Origin of the sequence: Nocardioides ochotonae (genome assembly GCF_011420305.2) — a bacterium.
Classification (GTDB): domain Bacteria; phylum Actinomycetota; class Actinomycetes; order Propionibacteriales; family Nocardioidaceae; genus Nocardioides; species Nocardioides ochotonae.
In genome coordinates, this window is sequence record NZ_CP061769.1 from 580,303 (window position 1) to 598,833 (window position 18,531).

Sequence of the window (18,531 nt, forward strand, 5' to 3'; positions counted from 1 at the left end):
CACACCCTAGGGGTCCGCGCCCGGGCAACGGGCTGAGTGGCTCGGGGGTCGCGTGTCGGGGTCGGGCTGGCCCCACCCCGAAGACGGGTGCTGGCAGGATCGTGGCGAAGGCCCGAGCTTTCTAGCGTCTGAGTCATGACACAGACGGTGTACCCAGCAGAGACGATGACGACCCCGACGAACGCCGAGACCCCGCCCACACCGCGCCCTGCCGGGGTGCGTCGGGTGCTGGCCGAGTCGGGCTACGCGCTCTCGGCGTTCGTCCTGGCGCTGCCCGCGTTCGTGCTCGTGGTGGTCGACCTGGCCCTCGGCGTCGGGCTCTCGATCCTGGTCGGCGGGGTGCTCCTGCTGGCGCTGGCCACCCAGGTGGCGCGCGGGCTCGCCCGCCTGGAGCGCTACCGCCAGCGGGTGATGCTCGGGCGCCCGGCCGCGACGCCGGCGTACCACTGCGCGCCGGAGGGGTCGGGCATCTGGCGTCGCGGCATGACCGCGCTGCGCGACCCGCAGTCCTGGCTCGACGTGGTGTGGTGCGTGGTCGGCCTGGTGACCGCGACGCTGGCGTTCGCCGTGACCCTGCTGTGGTGGGCGGTGGCGCTCGGTGGCCTGACCTACTGGGCCTGGCAGGTCTTCCTGCCCGCCCAGGACAACGGCGGACTCGCCGAGCTGCTCGGCCTGGGCGACGGACGGCTCGCGGAGAGCCTGCTCAACCTCGCGATCGGCGCGTTCGCCGCGCTGACCCTGCCGTACGCCGTTCGCCTGGTCACCCTCCTGCACGCCGGCACCGCGCGGGTGCTGCTGTCGAGCCGCGCCGACCTGCAGGCGGAGGTGCGCCGGGCCTCCGATGGCCGGGCGGCCGCGCGGGACGCCGAGGCGGCCTCGCTGCGCCGGCTCGAGCGCGACATCCACGATGGTCCGCAGCAGCGCCTGGTGCGGCTGAGCATGGACCTGGGTCGCGCCCGGCGCCAGGTCGACCGCGACCCCGACGCCGTCGCCGCCACGATCGACGGCGCGCTCGAGCAGGCCCGCGAGACCGTCGAGGAGCTGCGCCGGCTCTCGCGCGGCATCGCCCCGCCGCTGCTGGTCGACCGCGGCCTGCAGGTCGCCCTGGAGGACCTCGCCGCGCGCAGCGCCGTGCCGGTGACGACCGCGGTGCAGGTGCCCGCGCACCCCGCCCTGTCCCCGCACGTCGAGACCACCGCCTACTTCGTGGCCAGCGAGGCGCTCACCAACGTCGCCAAGCACAGCGCGGCCTCCGGCGCCCGCCTCGAGGTCCGCCCGGAGGGCAGCACGCTGCTGGTGCGGGTCGAGGACGACGGCACCGGCGGCGCGCACCCCGCCAAGGGCCTCGGTCTGGCCGGGCTCGCGCAGCGGGTCGCCGCGGCCGAGGGGCGCCTCGAGGTGGACTCACCCCTCGGCGGGCCGACCGTGGTCACCGCCCGGATCCCGCTGGAGGCCGGATGAGGATCGTCGTCGCCGACGACTCGTTCCTGCTGCGCGAGGGGCTCCAGCTGCTGCTCGCGGAGGCCGGGCACGAGGTCGTCGCCGCGGTCGCCGACGGGCCGGCGTTCGTCGACGCGGTGCTCGAGCACCGTCCCGAGCTCGCGATCGTGGACGTGCGGATGCCGCCCACCCACACCGACGAGGGGCTCCGCGCGGCCGTCGAGGTGCGCCGCGCCTGGCCGGCGGCGCGGGTCCTGGTCCTCTCGCAGTACGTCGAGGTCTCCTACGCCGACGAGCTGCTCGCCGCCGGCGAGGGCGGGGTGGGCTACCTGCTCAAGGACCGGGTGGGCGACCTGGACACGTTCCTGGCCGACCTGGACCAGGTGGCCGGCGGCGGGACCGCGCTTGACCCGCAGGTGGTGCGCCAGCTGATGGGCCGCCACCGCGACCCGCTCGCGGCGCTCACCCCGCGCGAGCGCGAGGTGCTGGCGCTGATGGCCGAGGGGCGCTCCAACGCCGCGATCGCGGAGGCGATGGTGGTGACCGGAGGAGCGGTGGAGAAGCACACCCAGCGGATCTTCGCCAAGCTCGGGCTGCGCCCCGACGACGACGCGGCCCACCGCCGGGTGTCGGCGGTGCTGCGCTACCTGCGCTCGTCGGGGTAGACCACCCCGATCTGGGTGCGCAGGTCGTCGAGCTGGCCGAGGACGGCCAGGGTCTGGGCGTGCGGGACCAGCGGGCTCTCGCGCAGGCCCTCGCGCACGCAGCGGCCCACCTCGGCGGCCTCGTTGCCGTAGCCGCGCCCGATCACCGGCTCGGTGCCGGTGAGCACCACCTCCTCGCCGAGCGCGGAGCCGTCGCCCCCGGCGTACGGCACGAACCGCGCAGCGGTGGGGTGGTGGAAGTCCTCGACGACGAGACGGCCGAGGTCGGTGGCCACGGCCGCGGTGCGCGAGGACCACGACGTCATCGAGGCGCTCATCGTCGCGACCGCGCCGCCGGGATAGCGCCCGCTGATCGCCACGTCGAGGTCGATGCCGGCGGGGGAGAGCGTCGCGACGCCGAGCAGCTGTTCGGCCTCACCGAGCAGCAGGTGGGCGAAGGTGAGCGGGTAGACGCCCATGTCGAGCAGCGCGCCGCCGCCCAGGTCGGGGTTGAGCATCCGGTCCTCCGGCGGCACCTCGACGGGGAAGCCGAGCTCGGCGGTGAGCTGGCGCGGGGTGCCGAAGCGTCCGGCGTGGACGTCGCCGACGAGCTGGCGCACGACCGGGTGGGTGGCGGTCCACATGGCCTCCATGAGGAAGCGGTCGTGCTGGCGCGCCAGCCGCACCAGCTCCTCGCCCTCGGCACGCGAGAGCGTCAGCGGCTTCTCACACAGCACGTGCTTGCCGGCCTCGAAGGCGAGGCGCGCGTGCTCCAGGTGCAGCGCGTGCGGGCTGGCGACGTACACGACCTCGACGGCCGGGTCCGCGACCAGCTCGGCGTAGGAGCCGTACGCCGCCGGCACGTCGTACGCCGCGGCGAAGGCGCGCGCGGACTCCGGGCGCCGTGAGCCGACCGCGACCAGCTCGGCTCCGGGCACCAGCAGCAGGTCGCGGGCGAAGGAGTGGGCGATCTTGCCGGTGGCGAGGATGCCCCAGCGCACGGGTCGGGGGGTGGCCGTCATCCGGCGAACCTAGGGAAGTCGTGCCCGCCACACCAGCCGGGGCGTTGAATGACATCGATGTGGTTCGCCGTCTACAGTGGGCCGCGGACACGCGCGACGACACTCGCACGACTCGCACCTCAGCCGCACTTCAGCCGCACTTCAGGGAGACATCGCATGGATGCCGCGAACGCACTCCACGACGCAGCGGACGACACCCCGTCCGGTCTGAGCGACCGCGACACCCGGATCCTCGCCTTCGAGCGCCAGTGGTGGAAGTACGCCGGCGCCAAGGAGACGGCGGTCCGCGAGGAGTTCGACATGAGCTCCACGCGCTACTACCAGGTGCTCAACGCACTGATCGACCGTCCCGAGGCCCTCGAGGCCGACCCCCTGCTGGTGCGCCGCCTGCGCCGTCTGCGCGCCGCCCGCCAGCGCCAGCGCTCCGCGCGCCGCCTCGGCTTCGAGGTCTGAGGCCGTGGCCCGCCTCCAGCGCAGCGGCGTCTTCCCCTCCCCGCTGGTGCTGCTCAGCATCATCGCGGTCGTGATGGCGGCCGTCGCCTTCGTCGCGACCGGCTCCGATGAGCCGGCCGAGCGCGACATCACGCCGGTGGCCCAGCCCGAGGCCACCGCGACGCCGACCGCCGAGCCGTCCGCGACGCCGCCGCCCCGCGAGCCGCGGAAGAAGCCGAAGCCGGCCGTCGACCGCGCCAAGGTCTACGTCGAGGTCTACAACAACTCCGGCATCTCCGGCCTCGCCGGCCAGGTCTCCTCGCGCGCCAGCGACGTGGGCTGGCAGGTCGTCGGCGCCGACAACTGGTACGGCACCATCCCCGCCACCACCGTCTACCACCCGGCCCGCCTGGCGCGCGCCGCGGCGGTGCTGGCCAAGGACCTCGGCATCGAGCGGGTGCAGACAGCCGTCGCCCCCATGAAGTTCGACCGGCTGACCGTCATCCTCACCGGCCCGGTCGACTAGCTCCCGGTCTCGTCGGCCGGGTGTGACCCGCGCCGTACCCCGGTGCAGGGTGGTCGTGGGAGGCTGGGGGTCATGGAGTTCACCTCGCCCGCGGGGGAGCAGAAGTACGCCGCGTTCGTGCGAGCCGCGCCCAGCGCGGTCGTCGCCTGCGACTTCGACGGCACCCTGTCTCCCATCGTCGACGACCCCGAGCAGGCACACATCCACCCGGAGGCCGGCGCGACGCTGGTCGACCTCGCCGCCGAGGTCGCCGCGATCGCCGTCGTCACCGGTCGCCCGGCGCGCCAGGCCCTCGACCTCGGTGGTCTCGAGGAGGTCGGCAACGCGATCGGCGAGACCGGCCGCGAGCTCTACCTCTTCGGCCAGTACGGCAACGAGCGCTGGAGCTCCACGCGCCGGCGCATCATCTCGCCGCGCCCGCCCCAGGGGCTCGCGGCGTTCCTGCGCGACCTGCCGCGCGCGCTGCGCGAGACCGGCACCCAGGACGCCTGGGTCGAGGACAAGGGGCTGGCGCACGCCGTCCACACCCGACGCCTTCCCGACGCCGAGGCGGCGTTCGCCCGGCTGCTGCCCGTGCTGCGCGACCTCGCCGCCCGCAACGGGCTCGGCGTCGAGCCCGGCCGCCACGTCATCGAGGTCCGCGCCCCCGGGATGGACAAGGGCAAGGCCGTCGAGACCCTGGTGGAGGAGGTCGGCGCGGGCGCCTTCCTGTTCGCCGGCGACGACCTCGGCGACCTCGAGGCCTTCGACGCGGTGTGCGCGCTGGCCGACGCCGGGATGCCCACCCTGCTGGTCTGCTCTGCCTCCGAGGAGGAGAGCGCGCTGATGGCGCGCGCCGACATCGTCGTCCACGGCCCCGAGGGGGTCGTGGAGCTGCTGCGCCGGCTCACCGCCGACATCCGCGCCGCCCACGCGCACGTCGACGCCTGAGCGCTCGCGCTCGTCTGCTCGGTCCGTCGCCAGTCGCCCCGTCGACCGCAACCCCGTCGGCCGGGCGTTGCCGTCGGCCGAGCTTGTCGACACCGTCGGCGCGGACAGGGGACCGACCCCGCGAGCGGAGTGCTGGCGGGGTCCGGGGCGGTGGATCTACTCGTCGGGCGGGTGGGCGGTGACGAGCCTGGTCTCGCCGCACCGCTTCACCAGGTGCAGCCCGTGGGGCGAGCGCCAGAGGTACGTCGCCGCGTCAGTGGTGTCGTAGGTCCACGCCGTGTGGGTCTTGGCCCGGTGATGGCGGCGACACAACGGTGCGAGATTGCACGAGCACGTCGGGCCGTCGTCGCCGTGGGCGGTGACGTGGTCGGTGTCGCAGTGCCTCGCGGGTCTCTCGCACCACGGGAACGCGCACACCGGTTGGACCATCCGGGTCTGTTCGGCGAGGCGGTCGGGGACGGCGTAGGCGTCGGTGTCGTGGTGGGACTCGAGGTCGATGACCGGCTTGATCACCACCTGCGCGTCGCCGCTGCACCAGTCGCGGACCTGCGCGGTGGAGACGACGGACCGGGTCTCTTCGATCTGCGCGAAGCCGGCTTCGTCGCGGCTGATCGCGGCGTGGGAGAGGTGGACGTGGATGACGACCTGGCGGGGCTTCACCACCGACGCGGCGCCGTCACCTGCTTCGGCGCGGAGGTCGAAGGCCAGCTGTCGCCGGGCGAGCTCGCCGGCGGCCATCGAACGACGCACGTCCAACGACTCGGCGGACCCGAGCACCGCCAGCTCCTCGGCTCCGTGGCGGATCGCAGTTTCCAGGTCCATTGCGTCGGCGAGGTCGAGGACCCCTTCCACGTGGACGGTGCCGTCGTGGTTTGCCTCGCGGGTGTGGACGTCGAAGCGTCGCCCGGCGGCGGCCTCGCGGCGGTCCTTCTCGGCACCTTCGGGGTCGAATGTCACCCGGGCCCGGTCGACGAGCCGCCCGATCGCCGCCCACCCGACCTTGTCCACGCCTGCGGCTAGTTGGCGGTCCACGAACTCGGCACCGGTCAGCGGCAGCGTGGTGGTGAGCTGCGCGATCCGGCGGCCCTTCCAAGCCGGCACCTCGCCTGCGCGGACGCGCTTGAAGATCCGCGGCAGCCGGTGCGCCAACTCCAGCGCATCACCGACGAGGCCCCGGGCCGCATCGGTGGACATGCCGAGCGCGGCTCCGAACTCCATCGGGGCGAACTCCGCCACCAGCGGCGTACCTTCACCCGCCAGCGGCACGGCGAGCTCACCGAAGACCAGTCCGGTCGTCGGCGTTGCCTCGGCGACCGTCTCCTCCGGGTGCATCGCCGCCCACACCAGGGCGGCCTCCAGGATCAGCACCTCGCCCCGCTGCACCGCGGCCCGCTGCTCCTGCGCGAACGCCAGCACGGCGGCTGGGGTGTCGCAGTCGGGGAGCTCGTGGTCGGCCATGCCTTATCTTACTCGAACGCACGTTCGAGATGAAGGGGCGCGATGGAACTGCAAGGTAAAGACTTCTGCTGCGGCGGCACGGCCGCGAAGGTCGGCTGAGCGCTTTTCGGGGGCCTGTTGGCCGTTCCGCGACCGCCTGACACGCCTCGCCGGGCCGCGCTAGTCCACATCCCGGGACCGATGACCACCACTCGAAACGGTGCCCGTAAGGTGAGCCTTGCTCATCAAGAGGGACTGAGGGATACGGCCCGAAGAAGTCCCGGCAACCGCCACGAGCCTCCGCCTCCCGCCAGGGATCGGATCGTGGAAACGGTGCCAATTCCGTCCGGCGCGATGGTCGCAGCCGGAGAAGATGAGAAGGAGGTCCTTCATGAGCGCCGTTGTTTCCGAGTCGACCCAGGTCGCCACCCCGGCCCACGAGCTGCGCGACGGCGCGTTCGGCCACGCCACCGGGCTGAGCTGTCGTGAGTGCGGCCACCAGGTCGCCCTCGGGCCCCACTACGCGTGTCCGGAGTGCTTCGGCCCCCTGGAGATCGCCTACGACTTCCCGGCCGTCACCCGCGAGGAGATCGAGGCCGGTCCGGCCAACATCTGGCGCTACAAGGCGCTCCTCCCGGTGCCGAGCGACATCGAGTCCAGCCCCAACATGGAGCCCGGCTTCACCCGGCTACTCAAGGCCGACAACCTCGGCCGCGCCCTCGGCATCGACAACCTGTGGGTCAAGGACGACAGCACCAACCCCACCAACTCCTTCAAGGACCGCGTCGTCGCCTGCGCCCTGAGCGCGGCCCGCGAGTTCGGCAGCAAGGTCTTCGCCTGCCCCTCGACCGGCAACCTGGCCAACGCGGTCGCCGCGGCCGGCGCCCGTGCCGGGATCAAGACGGTCGTCTTCATCCCCAGCAACCTCGAGAAGCCCAAGCAGATCAACTCCGCGATCTACACCGACTCGCTGGTCGCCGTGAACGGCAACTACGACGACGTCAACAAGCTCGCCAGCGAGATCGCGGGCGAGGAGGACGGCTGGGCGTTCGTCAACGTCAACGTCCGCCCGTACTACGCCGAGGGCTCCAAGACCCTCGGCTACGAGATCGCCGAGCAGCTCGGCTGGCGCCTGCCCGACCAGATCGTCATCCCGGTCGCGTCCGGCTCGCAGCTGACCAAGGTGCACAAGGCCTTCCAGGAGCTGATCGAGCTCGGCCTCGTCGAGGACAAGCCCTACAAGGTGTACGGCGCCCAGGCCACCGGCTGCTCGCCGGTCTCGGTCGCCTACAAGGCCGGCGTCGACGCGATCCGCCCGGTCAAGCCGGACACCATCGCCAAGAGCCTCGCGATCGGCAACCCCGCCGACGGCATCTACGTCCTCGACGTGTGCCGCCAGACCGGGGGAGCGGTCGAGGACATCACCGACGACGAGGTGCGCGACGCGATCGTGCTGCTCGCCCGCACCGAGGGTGTGTTCACCGAGACCGCCGGCGGCACCACGGTCGGCGTGCTGAAGAAGCTCGTCGAGACCGGCCAGCTCGACACCAGCCTGGAGACGGTCGTCATCAACACCGGCCACGGCCTGAAGACCCTCGACGCGGTGGCCGACGTGGTCGGCGCCCGCGCGACGATCGAGCCGAACTACGCCGCGTTCCGCGACTCCGGCATCGTCTGATCCCCTCCCCGCACTCGCACTCCAGGAGCACCCCGTGAGCGTTTCCGTCCGGATCCCGACCATCCTGCGCACCTACACCGGCGGCGAGTCCGAGGTGAGCGCCACCGGCGCGACCCTGGCGGAGGTCATCGACGACCTCGAGGCCAACTTCGCCGGCATCAAGGGGCGCATCCTCGACGACAACGGCGCGCTGCGCCGCTTCGTCAACGTCTACGTCGGCAACGAGGACGTCCGCTTCCTCGAGGACCTGGCGACCCCGACCCCGGACGGCGCTCAGGTCTCGGTCATCCCCGCGGTCGCCGGCGGCTGCTGAGCCATCGACGCGTCGCCCGGCCCTAGGCTGGGCGGCGTGGAGCACCACTACCGCCTCGACCTGACCTGGCAGGGCAACCGCGGCTCGGGCACGAGCGGCTACCGCGACTACGACCGCGACGTCCTGCTCCGTGCCGACGGCAAGCCGGACCTGGCCGGCTCCGCCGACGTCCCGTTCCGCGGCGACGGCTCGCGCTGGAACCCCGAGGAGCTCCTGCTCGGGGCACTGAGCCAGTGCCACCTGCTGTCCTACCTGCACTCCGCGGTCCAGCACGGCATCGTGGTCACCGCCTACGCCGACGCACCCGTCGCCACCATGGAGCAGGTCGGGCAGGGCGGCCGGTTCACCTCGGTGGTGCTGCGCCCCCAGGTCACCATCACCGACCCCGACCAGGTCGCGCTCGCCACGGAGATCCACCGCGAGGCCTCCGCGAACTGCTTCATCGCCGCGTCCGTGAGCTTCCCGGTCACCCACGAGCCGGTGGTCCTCGCCGGATGACCGACGTGCTGCTCGCGACCTTCGCCCTGATGCCCGACGGCGAGCCCGGCGGCGACCTGCTGGTGGACGCCCTCGCCGAGCGCGGCGTCCGCGCGGCCTGGGCGTGCTGGGACGACCCGGACGTCGACTGGGCGGGCGCCCGGCTGGTGGCGGTCCGCTCCACCTGGGACTACCACCGCCGCGCCCCGGAGTTCCTGGCCTGGGCCCGTCGTACGTCGGTCGCGACGCCGCTGCTCAACGGCCCCGAGGTCTTCGCCTGGAACGCCGACAAGGCCTACCTCACCGAGCTCGCCGACCTGGTGCCCGCGGTCCCGACCGAGCTGCTCGACGACGCCACGCTCGTGGCCGGGCTCGGGGCCGCGCTCGAGCGATGGGGGAGCGTGGTGATCAAGCCGCGCACCGGCGCCGGCGGGGTCGGCGTGGTGGTGGCGGAGTCCCTGGCAGACGAGCGCCTCGAGGGCCTGACCGCGGCGCCCTGGGTCGTCCAGCCGCTGGTGGAGTCGGTGCGCACGTCCGGGGAGGTCTCGGTCTTCGTGCTCGGCGGCGGCGCGGTCAGCCAGGTGGACAAGTCCACCGCCGGCACCGCGGGCGGCGAGATCCGCGTCCACGAGCTGTACGGCGGCCGCTCGCGCGCCGTGCCGCTGGGGGAGGAGCAGGCGGTCGTCGCCGAGGACGCCGTCCGGGCCGCCGCCGGGCTCACCGGTGCCGACCTCACCTACGCGCGCGTCGACCTGATGCAGTGGCAGGGCCGGTGGGTGCTGAGCGAGCTGGAGCTGATCGAGCCCGGCCTCTACTTCGACGTCGAGCCGGCGACCGCGACGCGCTTCGCCGACCTGGTCGCCCGCCAGCTCGGCTGAGCGGGCACCCACACGGCCCGTTGCGGAGGGCTCGGGGATCGGGCAGATTCCTTGCACTCGCATGGGGCGAGTGCTAAACATGGGGCTGGCACTCTTATGATGAGAGTGACAACACCGGTTCGATGCCAGCTGAGGTCGACGCGCAGGCGAGAAGGGTTCGCCGAGTCGCGCAGGCCGTCCGTCGCGGGCAGCCCATCGCCCGGACCCCAGAACTCCAATCGTTAAGGATCCCAGGAGTTATGCCGAAGCTTATTGCTTTCAACGAGGAAGCCCGGCGCGGCCTCGAGCGTGGCATGAACACGCTCGCTGACGCCGTCAAGGTCACCCTCGGTCCCAAGGGCCGCAACGTCGTTCTCGAGAAGAAGTGGGGCGCGCCCACCATCACCAACGATGGTGTGAGCATCGCCAAGGAGATCGAGCTCGAGGACCCCTACGAGAAGATCGGCGCCGAGCTCGTCAAGGAGGTCGCCAAGAAGACCGACGACGTCGCGGGCGACGGCACCACCACCGCGACCGTCCTCGCTCAGGCGATGGTCCGCGAGGGTCTGCGCAACGTGGCCGCGGGTGCGAACCCGATGGGCCTCAAGCGCGGCATCGAGGCGGCCGTCGAGGCTGTCTCCACCCAGCTGCTCGCGATGGCCAAGGACATCGAGACCAAGGAGGAGATCGCCTCCACCGCCTCGATCTCCGCTGCTGACACCACCGTCGGCGGCATCATCGCCGAGGCGATGGACAAGGTCGGCAAGGAAGGTGTCATCACCGTCGAGGAGTCGAACACCTTCGGCCTCGACCTCGAGCTGACCGAGGGCATGCGGTTCGACAAGGGCTACATCTCGGCCTACTTCGTCACCGACACCGAGCGCATGGAGACGGTCCTCGAGGACCCCTACATCCTCATCGCCAACTCGAAGATCTCCAGCGTCAAGGACCTCCTGCCGCTGCTCGAGAAGGTCATGCAGTCCGGCAAGCCGCTGGTCATCCTCGCCGAGGACGTCGACGGCGAGGCGCTGTCGACCCTGGTCGTGAACAAGATCAAGGGCACCTTCCGCTCCGTCGCGGTCAAGGCTCCCGGCTTCGGCGACCGCCGCAAGGCCATGCTGCAGGACATCGCGATCCTCACCGGTGGTCAGGTCATCTCCGAGGAGGTCGGCCTCAAGCTCGAGACCACCGACGTCACCCTGCTCGGCCAGGCCCGCAAGGTCGTCATCACCAAGGACGAGACCACCATCGTCGAGGGCGCCGGCGACCAGGCCCAGATCGAGGGCCGGGTCAACCAGATCCGCGCCGAGATCGAGAAGTCGGACTCCGACTACGACCGCGAGAAGCTCCAGGAGCGCCTCGCCAAGCTGGCCGGTGGCGTGGCCGTCATCAAGGTCGGCGCGGCCACCGAGGTCGAGCTCAAGGAGCGCAAGCACCGCATCGAGGACGCCGTTCGCAACGCGAAGGCTGCCGTCGAGGAGGGCATCGTCGCCGGCGGTGGCGTCGCCCTGGTGCAGGCCGCTGCGACCGCGTTCGACAAGCTCGAGCTCGAGGGCGACGAGGCCACCGGCGCGAACATCGTCCGCGTCGCGACCGAGGCCCCGCTCAAGCAGATCGCCATCAACGCCGGCCTCGAGGGCGGCGTCGTGGCGGAGAAGGTCCGCCACCTGCAGGCCGGTCACGGCCTCAACGCGGCCACCGGCGAGTACGTCGACATGCTGGCTGCCGGCATCATCGACCCCGCCAAGGTGACCCGCTCGGCGCTGCAGAACGCCGCGTCGATCGCCGCGCTGTTCCTCACCACCGAGGTCGTCGTGGCCGACAAGCCGGAGAAGGCCGGGGCCATGCCCGACCCGTCCGGTGGCATGGGCGGCATGGACTTCTGAGTCCAGCCCCACCCCGCACCAACGACGAGGCCCCCGCTGCGGCGGGGGCCTCGTTGCATTTCCCGCCGAGTCGGCGTGACTGGTGGCGCCTCGGGCGGTAGCCCCCCGGCAGGCGGGTACCACGAGGTGGACGGGCGGCCCGGGGACGCCTGCGGGGCTGTGTGAGGGTGAGGGCGTGGACGAGGCAGGACGGCGCAGACGGTTCGAGCAGGCGGTGCCGCCGATGATCGACCCGTTGCGGCGCTTCCTGGCCCGGCGTACCGACCCGGCCACCGCCGACGACGTGCTGGCCGACACCCTGCTGGTGTGCTGGCGGCGCCTGGAGCAGCTGCCCGAGGACCCGCTTCCGTGGGCGTACGGCGTCGCGCGCCACTGCCTGGCCAACGCCGAGCGCACCAGCCGGCGGCAGCGGCGGGTGGCGGCCAAGGTGGCGGTCCTCGACCCGCCGGCGTCCAGCAGCCCCGGACCCGGCGACACCGACGACGACCCGGTGGGGCGCGCGCTCGCGGCGCTGCGCACCGACGACGCCGAGCTGCTGCGGCTGTGGGCGTGGGAGCAGCTGGGCGCCTCCGAGATCGCCCAGGTGCTGGGGATCAGCGCCAACGCCGCCTCCATCCGGCTGCACCGAGCCCGGCAGCGGCTGCGCGAGGAGCTGGAAGAGCTGGAAGAGGCCGGAAAGACCGACGGCCGTGCCGGACATGAGGAGTCGAGAGAGGGGAGGAAGCGATGAACGACCGCACCGAGGACCGCTCGCCCGAGAGCGACGACCAGCGCGAGCAGGAGCGCCTGCGCGCCCGCCTCCGCGGCGCCGACCCCGCTGCCTCCCTCCCACCGGCCGACCCCGCCGGGGTGGCCCGACTCCTGGAGATCACGATGAGCGACGACCCCACGACCGAGACCCGCCAGGACGGCACCCGCAACCGCAGCACCCTGACCTGGCTGGTGGCCGCAGCCGCGCTCGTCGTCATCGGTGGCGCCGGGGCGCTCATGCTGACCAACGACGAGGGTGAGCCTGCCGTCCCGGCGGCGCAGGAGAGCATCGAGCCCACCGACGAGACCGCCCCGGTCACCACGCTCACCGCGGCCGCGCCCCCGGCCGACGCCCGCTGCGGCGTGCCCACCGCCGCGTTGCTCGCCCAGCAGCAGGTCGCCTTCCAGGGGACCGTGCAGGAGGTCGCCGAGGACGTCGTGGTGCTCGTGCCGAGCCTGTTCTACGCCGGCGAGGCGTCCGAGCTCGTCGAGGTGCAGGTGCCCCCGCAGGAGCTGACCGGGCTGCTCCAGGCGGTCCCGTTCGAGGAGGGCGAGAACTACCTCGTCTCGGCCACCGACGGCCGGGTGAGCCTGTGCGGCTTGAGCGGACCGGCGACCCCGGAGCTCCTGGAGCTGTACGTCGAGGCCTTCGACGCGTGAGGCCGCTGCGGTGAGGGTCCACGGCCTGCTGCTCGCCGCCGGGGCCGGACGGCGGATGGGGATGCCGAAGGCGCTCGTGCGCCACCTCGACGGCGAGCCCTGGGTGGTGCGGGCGGTCGACCTGCTGCACGCCGGCGGCTGCGCGGAGGTCACGGTCGTCCTTGGTGCGGGCGCCGCGGAGGCGCGCGAGCTGCTCGCCGCCACGGCCGTCGAGATCGTGGAGGCGCCGGACTGGGCCGCAGGGATGGCCGCTTCGCTGCGCGCGGGCCTGCTGGCCCTCGAGCCGGGGCCGGCCGAGGCCGCGCTGGTGAGCCTGGTCGACCTGCCCGACCTCACCCCGGAGGTCGTCCGCCGGGTGGCCGCCGCCGGCGCCGACGCGGCCACCGACGCGCTCGCGCGCGCGGCGTACGACGGCCGGCCGGGGCACCCGGTGCTGATCGGTCGCGGGCACTGGGCCGGCGTGCTGGCCGAGGCGAGCGGGGACGCCGGCGCGCGCGGCTACCTCGCCGGGCACGACGCCCTCGCGGTCGAGTGCGGTGACCTGGCCACCGGGCGCGACGTGGACCGCCCGCAGTAGCGGCCCGCGTCACCGAACAATCACCCGCGAGGTTGTGAGGTGCTGCCAACCTCCGACCAACGCCGACGTCAGTAGCCTTGGGCCATGGAGCCGACCTCTGCCGCTGAGATCGCCGCCCGCCTCGAGGAGACGGGCTATCTCAGCGACGAGGGACTGGCGACGGTGACCTACCTGGCGCTGCGGATGCAGCGCCCGCTGCTGCTCGAGGGCGAGCCCGGCACCGGCAAGACCGCGCTCGCGGAGGCGATCGCGGAGAGCCTGGAGCTGCCGCTGGTGCGGCTGCAGTGCTACGAGGGCATCGACGCCACCCAGGCGCTCTACGACTGGGACTTCCCGCGCCAGATCCTGCACCTGCGCGCCCTCGAGGCCGCCGGCGGCACCAGCGACGTGGCCGAGGCCGAGAAGAGCCTGTACGACGAGCGGTTCCTGCTCGCGCGCCCGGTGCTCGCCGCGCTCCAGCAGGCGCCCGCGGTGCTCCTGGTCGACGAGGTGGACCGCGCCGACGACGAGTTCGAGGCGTTCCTGCTCGAGGTGCTCTCGACCTACCAGGTCACCATCCCCGAGCTCGGGACCGTGCGGGCCAGCACCCCGCCGGTGGTCGTGCTGACCTCCAACCGCACCCGCGAGCTGCACGACGCGCTCAAGCGGCGCTGCCTCTACCACTGGATCGACCACCCGGGGCCGGCGCGCGAGATGGCGATCGTGCGCTCGCGCGCCCCGGAGGTCTCCGCCGCGCTCACCGAGCAGGTGGTCGCGGTGACCCAGCAGCTGCGCGCCGAGGGCGGGCTGCAGAAGCCGCCCGGCGTCGCGGAGACGCTCGACTGGGCCCGCGCCCTGCACCACCTCGGGACCACCGAGCTCGACCTCGCCACGGCGAGCGCCACCCTCGGTGCGCTGGTGAAGTACCGCGAGGACGCCGAGCGGGTCCGCCACGCGCTCGACCGGATGCTGCGGCCGTGAGCAGCGCCCTCGCCGCCGAAGGCACTGACGAAGGCATCGGCGGGAGCGTCCGTGGAGCCGACGAGGTGCTGCTCGGCTTCACCTGGGCACTGCGCGCCGCCGGCGTCGTGGTCACCCAGGACCGGGCCCAGGGCTACCTCGCCGCGGTCGCGCTGGTCGGTGCCGGCGACCGGCGCGCGACGTACGCCGCGGGGCGGGCGACGCTGTGCGCCTCGCCCGACGACCTGCTGCGCCACGACCAGGTCTTCGAGGCCTGGTTCGGCTCCCCGCACGAGCTGCCGCGGGCGCGACCCACGCCGCCGACCACCACCACCTACTCCGACCTGCCCACGACCGACGCGGACGGCTCCGGTGGAGGCGAGGAGGACGACCTGCTGCGGGCCGCGGCGAGCGAGACCGAGGTGCTGCGCCACCGCGACGTCGCGACGATGAGCCCCGCGGAGCGCCAGCGCCTGGCCGCGATGTTCGCGAGCCTGCCGGTCCGCGCGCCGCTGCGGCGTACGCCGCGTCGCGTCGCCGGACCGCGGGGGCGCGTCGACGCCTCCGCGACGCTGCGCGCCAGCCTGCGCCGGATGGGCGAGCCGGCCGAGATCCGTTGGCGCCGCCGGGGCGTGCGCCCGCGACGGGTGGTGCTGCTCGTCGACGTCTCCGGCTCGATGAGCGGGTACGCCGACCCGCTGCTGCGCCTCGCGCACCGGATGACCAGCGCGGTGCCGGGCGTGGAGACCTTCACCCTCGGCACCCGGCTGACCCACCTGACCCGTGCCCTCGGCGCCCGCGACCCCGAGCGCGCGCTGGTCGCGGCGGGGGCGGCCGTGCCGGACTGGTCCGGCGGCACCCGGCTGGGGGAGACCCTCCAGGTCTTCTCGGATCGCTGGGGCCAGCGCGGGATGGCGCGCGGAGCGGTCGTGGTGATCTTCAGCGACGGCTGGGAGCGCGGCGACACCACGCTGCTCGCCGAGCAGGTGGCCCGGCTGCAGCGGATCGCGCACCGGCTGGTGTGGGTCAACCCGCACCGCGGCAAGGAGGGCTACGAGCCCGTGCAGCAGGGCATCCTGGCCGTACTGCCGTACGTCGACGACTTCGTCGCCGGGCACTCCCTGGCGACCTACGCCCGACTCATGGAGGTGATCGCGCGTGCGTGAGGTCCTGCCGCAGCTGCTCGAGTGGTGGCGCGCGGGCGAGAGCGTCGGGGTCGGCACCGTGGTGGCGACCTTCCGCTCCGCGCCGAGGCCCCCGGGCGCCTCGATGCTGGTCGGCCCGGACGGCTCCGCGGTTGGCTCTGTGTCCGGCGGCTGCGTCGAGGGCGCGGTCTACGAGCTCGCCGAGTCGGTCGTGGCCTCCGGCGCACCGGTCCTGGAGCGCTACGGCGTCTCCGACGACGACGCGTTCGCCGTCGGGCTGACCTGCGGCGGCATCCTCGACGTCTACGTCGAGAAGGTGAGCCGCGAGACCTTCCCCGAGCTCGAGGAGATCGCCGCCGACATCGACGCCGGGCGCCCGGTGGCGCTGGCGACCGTGATCGAGCACCCCGACCCCGCTTGGGTCGGGCGGCGGTTGGTGGTGCGTCCGGACGTGGCGCCGACCTCCGGCCTCGGATCCCCGCGCGCCGACGACGCGATCCACGACGACGCGCTCGGGCTGCTGGCGGCCGGACACAGCGCGACGCTCTCCTACGGTCCGGACGGGGAGCGTCGCGGCGAGGGGATGCGGGTCTTCGTGTGGGCCTTCGCGCCCAAGCCGCGGATGCTGGTCTTCGGCGCCATCGACTTCGCCGCCGCCGTGGCCCGGGTGGGCAGCTTCCTGGGCTACCACGTCACCGTGTGCGACGCCCGCCCCGTCTTCGCCACCGCCAGCCGGTTCCCCGAGGCCGACGAGGTGGTCGTCGACTGGCCCCACCGCTACCTGGCCGCCGAGGTCGAGGCCGGCCGGGTGGACCGCCGCACGGTGCTCACCGTGCTCACCCACGACCCGAAGTTCGACGTACCGCTCCTGGAGGTGGCGCTGCGCCTGCCCGACGTGGCCTACGTCGGGGCGATGGGCTCGCGGCGCACCCACGAGGACCGGCTGGCGCGGTTGCGCGAGGCCGGGGTGGGCGAGCACGAGCTGGCCCGGCTGCGCAGCCCGATCGGGCTCGACCTGGGCGCCCGGACCCCGGAGGAGACCGCGATCAGCATCGCCGCGGAGATCATCGCCGGGCGCTGGGGCGGGTCGGGGGAGCCGCTGGGTACCACCCAGGGGCGCATCCACGCGCACGAGCCTGAGATCGTCTGACCTGCCTGCGGGTGGAGGAGCGAGGAGTGCCATGCACGCGACGTCCCTGACCGACCTGGCCGAGAGCCAGCTCGCCATCGCCCGGGAGGCCTCCAGCGGGCGCAGCGCGGCGACGGTCTTCGGCGGCCAGGAGCACGACCTGCGCCAGACGCTGATCGCGCTGGCCGAGGGCCGTGCGCTGGGGGAGCACGTGGCGCCCGGCGAGGCCACGCTGCTGGTGCTGCGGGGCCGGGTGCGCCTGCACACCGTCGACGCCGAGGAGTCCTGGGAGGCCGCCGCCGGTGAGCTGGTGGTGATCCCGCAGGCGCGCCACGACCTGACCGCCCTCGAGGACGCCGCGGTGCTGCTGACGGTCGCCACCGACGCGACCCGGGCCACCGGCGCCACACCCGCTGCCGGGACGACCGAGGCAGGCTGAGCGCGATGCGCCGGGCAGCGATCGCGGCCGCGGCGCTGCTGCTCGTCGTACCGCTCGCCGCGTGCAGCGACCAGCCGCTCAGCGACACCGGGGCGCGCCCGACGCCGAGCGGCACCAGCGCGGCGCCGGGCGACCGGGAGGGTGCCGGGAGCGGGTCCGCGTCGCCTGCGCCCGGCGAGAGCACGACCGAGAGCCCGACCGAGAGCCCGACTGCGGACCTGCCGCCGGTCCGCGACGCGATGTCGCTGCCCGCGCTGATGCGCGAGGACGTCGAGGCCGGCCGGATCCGGCGTACCGAGCCACTCGGCGGCACCGAGGCGTGGAACGGCTGGGCGGTGACCTACACCGTCGACGGCGCCACCGTGTCCGGGGAGCTGCTGGTGCCGACCGGCCCCGGGCCGTTCCCCGCGGTGGTGCTCAACCACGGCTACATCGACCCGTCGTACTACACCCTGGGCCGCGGGATGTCGCGGGAGCAGGAGTGGCTGGCGGCCAACGGGTTCGTGGTGCTGCACACCGACTACCGCGGGCACGCCGACTCCGACCCGGTCAGCGACCTGGGCCGGGAGTCGCGGCTGGTCTACACCCGCGACGCGATCGGCGCGGTCGGTGCGCTGCGCCGCGAGGCCTACGTCGACGACGACCGGCTGGCGATGATCGGGCGCTCGATGGGCGGGGCGGTCACCTACAACGCGCTCGTCGCCGACCCCGACCTGGTGGACGCGGCGGTGGTCTTCGCGCCGGTGAGCTCGGACTTCACCGACAACCTGCGCCGGTGGACGATCCCCGAGCGCCCGGACAACGCGCAGGTGCTCTTCGAGCGCCTCGGCGGCCCGCCGGACCGCAACCCCCGGCCCTACCGCGAGCTGTCCGCGCGCACCTACTTCGACCGCATCGAGGTGCCGGTGCTGATCCACCACGGCACCCTCGACGACAGCTGCCCGATCGCCTGGTCGCGCGAGACCCAGCGGCTGCTGAGGGAGGCCGGCGTCGACAGTCGGCTGCTGGTCTACGAGGGCGAGGGGCACGCCTTCGGCCCCCGCTTCGAGGACTCCATGCGCGCCACCGTGGACTTCCTGCGCCGGGAGCTCGGGGGTGCGCGGTGAGCGCCGCCCCCCGGCCTGTAACGCGGGGTTATTGACGCTTCACACGTGGTGTACGACGGGGGAAGCGTCAACACCACCGCAGGAGAGGGACACCCTGGTGGCTGGGCTCGTCCTGCCATCCGGGCGCCGAGGGAACCAAGGGCG

Annotated in this window: 20 protein-coding genes and 1 riboswitch; of the genes, 18 read left to right on the forward strand and 2 right to left on the reverse strand. The window is 73.4% G+C overall.

Going from position 1 to position 18,531, the window contains the following annotated elements; genetic code table 11:
* Positions 1–165 precede the first annotated feature (165 nt).
* Both HBO46_RS02825 and HBO46_RS02830 read left to right on the forward strand, forming a co-directional pair.
* Positions 166–1,461, forward strand: a complete 1,296-nt coding sequence (locus tag HBO46_RS02825; RefSeq protein ID WP_166137036.1) for a sensor histidine kinase — start codon at positions 166–168, stop codon at positions 1,459–1,461.
* Complete coding sequence (locus tag HBO46_RS02830) at positions 1,458–2,105, forward strand: response regulator (protein ID WP_166137033.1); 648 nt, start codon at positions 1,458–1,460, stop codon at positions 2,103–2,105. The genes HBO46_RS02825 and HBO46_RS02830 overlap by 4 nt, the downstream gene beginning before the upstream one ends.
* On the opposite strand, the gene HBO46_RS02835 is transcribed toward HBO46_RS02830, so the two are convergent.
* Positions 2,084–3,106, reverse strand: coding sequence for a Gfo/Idh/MocA family protein (locus HBO46_RS02835; protein WP_166137030.1), 1,023 nt, complete (start codon positions 3,104–3,106; stop codon positions 2,084–2,086). The two genes, HBO46_RS02830 and HBO46_RS02835, sit on opposite strands and share 22 nt — an antisense overlap.
* A 156-nt stretch (positions 3,107–3,262) precedes the next feature.
* Here HBO46_RS02835 and HBO46_RS02840 point away from each other — a divergent pair, with 156 nt between their 5' ends.
* The 3 genes from HBO46_RS02840 to otsB all read left to right on the forward strand — a co-directional run bounded on the left by HBO46_RS02840 (position 3,263) and on the right by otsB (position 4,994).
* A complete protein-coding gene (locus tag HBO46_RS02840) occupies positions 3,263–3,559 on the forward strand; it encodes a DUF3263 domain-containing protein (protein ID WP_166137027.1) in 297 nt (98 codons plus the stop codon).
* 4 nt (positions 3,560–3,563) lie between these two features.
* The gene (locus HBO46_RS02845; protein ID WP_224769348.1) at positions 3,564–4,064 is read left to right on the forward strand and encodes a LytR C-terminal domain-containing protein; all 501 of its coding nucleotides are present in this window, start codon (positions 3,564–3,566) and stop codon (positions 4,062–4,064) included.
* 72 nt (positions 4,065–4,136) lie between these two features.
* Positions 4,137–4,994 (forward strand): trehalose-phosphatase, encoded by an 858-nt coding sequence (gene otsB, locus HBO46_RS02850; RefSeq protein ID WP_166137024.1) that lies wholly within the window; start codon positions 4,137–4,139, stop codon positions 4,992–4,994.
* Between the two features lie 156 nt (positions 4,995–5,150).
* On the opposite strand, the gene HBO46_RS02855 is transcribed toward otsB, so the two are convergent.
* Entirely contained in the window at positions 5,151–6,452 is a 1,302-nt protein-coding gene (locus HBO46_RS02855; protein ID WP_166137021.1) for an HNH endonuclease signature motif containing protein, read from the reverse strand.
* A gap of 218 nt (positions 6,453–6,670) precedes the next feature.
* A riboswitch (SAM riboswitch) is annotated at positions 6,671–6,811 on the forward strand.
* Positions 6,812–6,822: 11 nt separating this feature from the next.
* Here HBO46_RS02855 and thrC point away from each other — a divergent pair.
* The 13 genes from thrC (at position 6,823) to HBO46_RS02920 (ending at position 18,387) form a co-directional block, all read left to right on the forward strand.
* Positions 6,823–8,109, forward strand: a complete 1,287-nt coding sequence (gene thrC, locus HBO46_RS02860) for a threonine synthase (protein WP_166137018.1) — start codon at positions 6,823–6,825, stop codon at positions 8,107–8,109.
* Between the two features lie 34 nt (positions 8,110–8,143).
* On the forward strand, positions 8,144–8,422 hold the full coding sequence (locus HBO46_RS02865) for a MoaD/ThiS family protein (RefSeq protein ID WP_166137015.1): 279 nt from the start codon (positions 8,144–8,146) through the stop codon (positions 8,420–8,422).
* Positions 8,423–8,458: 36 nt separating this feature from the next.
* Positions 8,459–8,920, forward strand: a complete 462-nt coding sequence (locus HBO46_RS02870) for an OsmC family protein (protein WP_224769349.1) — start codon at positions 8,459–8,461, stop codon at positions 8,918–8,920.
* Positions 8,917–9,777, forward strand: a complete 861-nt coding sequence (locus HBO46_RS02875; RefSeq protein WP_166137012.1) for an ATP-grasp domain-containing protein — start codon at positions 8,917–8,919, stop codon at positions 9,775–9,777. The genes HBO46_RS02870 and HBO46_RS02875 overlap by 4 nt, the downstream gene beginning before the upstream one ends.
* A gap of 239 nt (positions 9,778–10,016) precedes the next feature.
* Complete coding sequence (gene groL, locus HBO46_RS02880) at positions 10,017–11,642, forward strand: chaperonin GroEL (RefSeq protein ID WP_166137009.1); 1,626 nt, start codon at positions 10,017–10,019, stop codon at positions 11,640–11,642.
* A 175-nt stretch (positions 11,643–11,817) separates the two neighbouring features.
* Positions 11,818–12,372, forward strand: a complete 555-nt coding sequence (locus HBO46_RS02885; RefSeq protein WP_224769350.1) for an RNA polymerase sigma factor — start codon at positions 11,818–11,820, stop codon at positions 12,370–12,372.
* On the forward strand, positions 12,369–13,052 hold the full coding sequence (locus HBO46_RS02890) for a flagellar basal body-associated FliL family protein (protein WP_166137006.1): 684 nt from the start codon (positions 12,369–12,371) through the stop codon (positions 13,050–13,052). Before HBO46_RS02885 ends, HBO46_RS02890 begins: the two co-directional genes overlap by 4 nt.
* A 10-nt stretch (positions 13,053–13,062) precedes the next feature.
* Positions 13,063–13,629, forward strand: coding sequence for a nucleotidyltransferase family protein (locus HBO46_RS02895; RefSeq protein WP_166137004.1), 567 nt, complete (start codon positions 13,063–13,065; stop codon positions 13,627–13,629).
* Between the two features lie 84 nt (positions 13,630–13,713).
* On the forward strand, positions 13,714–14,589 hold the full coding sequence (locus HBO46_RS02900) for an AAA family ATPase (RefSeq protein ID WP_166137001.1): 876 nt from the start codon (positions 13,714–13,716) through the stop codon (positions 14,587–14,589).
* Positions 14,586–15,734, forward strand: a complete 1,149-nt coding sequence (locus tag HBO46_RS02905; protein ID WP_166136997.1) for a vWA domain-containing protein — start codon at positions 14,586–14,588, stop codon at positions 15,732–15,734. Before HBO46_RS02900 ends, HBO46_RS02905 begins: the two co-directional genes overlap by 4 nt.
* Entirely contained in the window at positions 15,727–16,863 is a 1,137-nt protein-coding gene (locus HBO46_RS02910; RefSeq protein ID WP_166136994.1) for an XdhC family protein, read from the forward strand. Before HBO46_RS02905 ends, HBO46_RS02910 begins: the two co-directional genes overlap by 8 nt.
* A gap of 31 nt (positions 16,864–16,894) precedes the next feature.
* The gene (locus HBO46_RS02915) at positions 16,895–17,281 is read left to right on the forward strand and encodes a cupin domain-containing protein (RefSeq protein WP_166136991.1); all 387 of its coding nucleotides are present in this window, start codon (positions 16,895–16,897) and stop codon (positions 17,279–17,281) included.
* Positions 17,282–17,286: 5 nt separating this feature from the next.
* Positions 17,287–18,387, forward strand: coding sequence for an alpha/beta hydrolase family protein (locus HBO46_RS02920; RefSeq protein ID WP_166136989.1), 1,101 nt, complete (start codon positions 17,287–17,289; stop codon positions 18,385–18,387).
* Positions 18,388–18,531: the final 144 nt, after the last annotated feature.

What these genes read in the sequence shown, in the direction of transcription:
- HBO46_RS02825 (WP_166137036.1), top strand. Translation starts at nt 166, where the DNA reads ATGACGACCCCGACGAACGCCGAGACCCCGCCCACACCGCGCCCTGCC.
- HBO46_RS02830 (WP_166137033.1), top strand. Translation starts at nt 1,458, where the DNA reads ATGAGGATCGTCGTCGCCGACGACTCGTTCCTGCTGCGCGAGGGGCTC.
- HBO46_RS02835 (WP_166137030.1), bottom strand. Translation starts at nt 3,106, where the DNA reads ATGACGGCCACCCCCCGACCCGTGCGCTGGGGCATCCTCGCCACCGGC.
- HBO46_RS02840 (WP_166137027.1), top strand. Translation starts at nt 3,263, where the DNA reads ATGGATGCCGCGAACGCACTCCACGACGCAGCGGACGACACCCCGTCC.
- otsB (WP_166137024.1), top strand. Translation starts at nt 4,137, where the DNA reads ATGGAGTTCACCTCGCCCGCGGGGGAGCAGAAGTACGCCGCGTTCGTG.
- HBO46_RS02855 (WP_166137021.1), bottom strand. Translation starts at nt 6,452, where the DNA reads ATGGCCGACCACGAGCTCCCCGACTGCGACACCCCAGCCGCCGTGCTG.
- thrC (WP_166137018.1), top strand. Translation starts at nt 6,823, where the DNA reads ATGAGCGCCGTTGTTTCCGAGTCGACCCAGGTCGCCACCCCGGCCCAC.
- HBO46_RS02875 (WP_166137012.1), top strand. Translation starts at nt 8,917, where the DNA reads ATGACCGACGTGCTGCTCGCGACCTTCGCCCTGATGCCCGACGGCGAG.
- groL (WP_166137009.1), top strand. Translation starts at nt 10,017, where the DNA reads ATGCCGAAGCTTATTGCTTTCAACGAGGAAGCCCGGCGCGGCCTCGAG.
- HBO46_RS02890 (WP_166137006.1), top strand. Translation starts at nt 12,369, where the DNA reads ATGAACGACCGCACCGAGGACCGCTCGCCCGAGAGCGACGACCAGCGC.
- HBO46_RS02900 (WP_166137001.1), top strand. Translation starts at nt 13,714, where the DNA reads ATGGAGCCGACCTCTGCCGCTGAGATCGCCGCCCGCCTCGAGGAGACG.
- HBO46_RS02915 (WP_166136991.1), top strand. Translation starts at nt 16,895, where the DNA reads ATGCACGCGACGTCCCTGACCGACCTGGCCGAGAGCCAGCTCGCCATC.
- HBO46_RS02920 (WP_166136989.1), top strand. Translation starts at nt 17,287, where the DNA reads ATGCGCCGGGCAGCGATCGCGGCCGCGGCGCTGCTGCTCGTCGTACCG.